This window comes from Rhodopseudomonas sp. BR0C11, assembly GCF_010820945.1.
In the GTDB taxonomy this organism is placed as follows: Bacteria; Pseudomonadota; Alphaproteobacteria; order Rhizobiales; family Xanthobacteraceae; genus Rhodopseudomonas; species Rhodopseudomonas palustris_H.
In genome coordinates this window covers 1-2,324 of record NZ_QTKI01000562.1, presented here as the reverse complement: position 1 = coordinate 2,324, position 2,324 = coordinate 1, and the positions used below count along the sequence as shown (strand labels likewise).

The window sequence follows — 2,324 nt, the reverse complement described above, 5'->3', positions numbered from 1 at the left end:
ATTTCGGCGTCGCCGACGGCGATCTGTTCGTTCTCGATCAGGAGAGCAAGCAGTTCGTGCCGGCCGTGAAGGTGGTGTGAGGCGGGCGCGACGCCATCGCCGGTCTCGGCTTGGCAATCCGTCGCGTCGTGAGAGCTCTTGGCTCTCTTCACCGCGCTGCGCGCGGGATGGATGCGCGGGTCAGGCCCGCGCATGACGCTGTGTCGGGAAGTAGCCTAGCGGAAGGCGGCTAATGGCCGCCTTTGTCGTCGGCGTGATGACCGAGCCGGTCCGACAGCGCAAGGATCAGCGTCGAGGCGACGAACACCAGATGGATGCCGACCAGCCAGGCGAGCTTGGTCTGGTCGTAGCTGTCGATGTTCATGAACGCTTTGAGCACCTGGATCGCCGAGATCGCCACGATCGAGGCCAGCAGCTTCTGCTTCAGTCCGGCGAAATCGACCTTGGTCATCCACTCCGGCCAGTCCGGGTGATTGCCGGGATCGATCCGCGACACGAAATTCTCGTAGCCGGAGAACACCACAATCAGCACCAGATTGCCGGTCAGCGACACGTCGATCAGGCTGAGCACGCCGAGGATGATATCGGCTTCCTTGGCGATCGTGGCGTGCACGATGAATTCGTACAGCAGCATCACGAATTTGTAGAGCAGCACCGCGAGGCTGATGACGAGGCCGAAATAGAACGGCGCCATCAGCCAGCGGCTGTTGAACAGCACGGTCTCGAAGCCGCGCTCGACCCGGCTGCCGGGCGCGCGGGATTTTGCAGGATGAGGTTGATCGGTCATGGCACGCATCAAGGCTGGTGAAGCAAAGCTAGCCTAGCGTCTAGCCATGACTTCGTCAGTACCGATCATGGCCCTGATACGCCAATGGCCGGGGCGAGCCCCGGCCATTGTTGATTTCGAGCAAGGCGAACCGCGCGGTTCGCGCAGGCTGCTTGATATTACGCGGCCTGCTTCTTGGCGGTGATCAGCTTGCGGTTGATCAGCACTTCGGCGATCTGAATCGCGTTCAGCGCCGCGCCCTTGCGCAGGTTGTCGGAGACGCACCACAGCACCAGGCCGTTGTCTACCGTCGCATCCTCGCGGATGCGGCTGATGTAGGTGGCGTCCTCACCAGCGGCTTCGTACGGCGTGACGTAGCCACCCGGCTCGTGCTTGTCGATCACCAGGCAGCCAGGCGCCTTGCGCAGGATTTCGCGCGCCTCGTCGGCGGTGATCGGGTTCTCGAACTCGATGTTGACCGCTTCGGAATGGCTGACGAACACCGGCACGCGCACGCAGGTCGCGGTCAGTTTGATCTTGGGGTCGAGGATCTTCTTGGTCTCGACCACCATCTTCCACTCTTCCTTGGTAAAGCCGTCTTCCATGAAGACGTCGATCTGCGGGATGAGGTTGAAGGCGATGCGCTTCGGGAATTTCTTATTCACCAGCTCGTCGTTGGTGTAGACGGCCTTGGTCTGCGAGAACAGCTCGTCCATCGCATCCTTGCCGGCGCCCGACACCGACTGATAGGTCGATACCACGACGCGCTTGATCTTGGCGGCATCGTGCAGCGGCTTCAGCGCCACGACGAGCTGCGCGGTCGAGCAGTTCGGATTGGCGATGATGTTCTTCTTGGTGAAGCCGGCGGCGGCCGCGGCGTTCACTTCCGGAACGATCAGCGGCACGTCCGGATCCATCCGCCACGCGCTGGAATTATCGATCACCACCGCGCCCTGCGCACCGATCTTCGGCGACCATTCGGTCGACACGCTGCCGCCCGCCGACATCAGGCAGATGTCGACGTCGCTGAAGTCGTAGTGCTCGAGCGCCTTGCATTTCAGGGTTTTGTCGCCGTAGCTCACCTCGACGCCGACCGAGCGGCGCGATGCCAGCGCCACCACCTCGTCGGCCGGGAACTTGCGTTCGTCCAGAATGGCGAGCATCTCACGCCCGACATTGCCGGTCGCACCCACTACCGCGACTTTGTAACCCATCGTTCACTCTCCGAAGGAATTTGCTCCGCTGGGGCATGCCGCAGCAAGGAGAAGTCAGCGCTTCTATGCGAGAAACGCCTCGGACACAACGTAATACCCGTTCGAGCCCACGCAATGCGAAGCAGCCCAGCCCTCCGCGCCGCAGCCTCCCGGCACCGGATTCATCCGGCGCTGGACAGCTTCGTCGACGAGTGCCGTGACGCGGTATTGCGGGTGATGGCCTATGTGGGCGCGCTGGCGCTGATCGGCCTGATTGTATTCTACACGGCCAATCCGCTGACCGACGCCGCGATCACCGCGGCGACCACCGCAGAGGCCGGACCGGGCTGGAGCGTGGCGACGCG

3 protein-coding genes and 1 pseudogene are annotated in these 2,324 nt (G+C 62.7%); 1 reads left to right on the top strand and 3 read right to left on the bottom strand.

Translation table 11 applies throughout. The features are described 5' to 3' along the window. The 3 genes from DYI24_RS28155 to DYI24_RS25120 all read right to left on the bottom strand — a co-directional run. The coding region (locus tag DYI24_RS28155) for a hypothetical protein (RefSeq protein ID WP_205523688.1) at positions 1–194 on the bottom strand (194 nt) is incomplete at its 3' end. Positions 195–229: 35 nt separating this feature from the next. Further along, positions 230–787 (bottom strand): TIGR00645 family protein, encoded by a 558-nt coding sequence (locus DYI24_RS25125; RefSeq protein ID WP_107342477.1) that lies wholly within the window; start codon positions 785–787, stop codon positions 230–232. Positions 788–945: 158 nt separating this feature from the next. Continuing rightward, positions 946–1,980, bottom strand: coding sequence for an aspartate-semialdehyde dehydrogenase (locus DYI24_RS25120; RefSeq protein WP_107342476.1), 1,035 nt, complete (start codon positions 1,978–1,980; stop codon positions 946–948). Between the two features lie 114 nt (positions 1,981–2,094). Between DYI24_RS25120 and DYI24_RS25115 the strand changes: the two are divergent. Further along, positions 2,095–2,324, top strand: a pseudogene (locus DYI24_RS25115) (hypothetical protein); the annotation flags it as partial.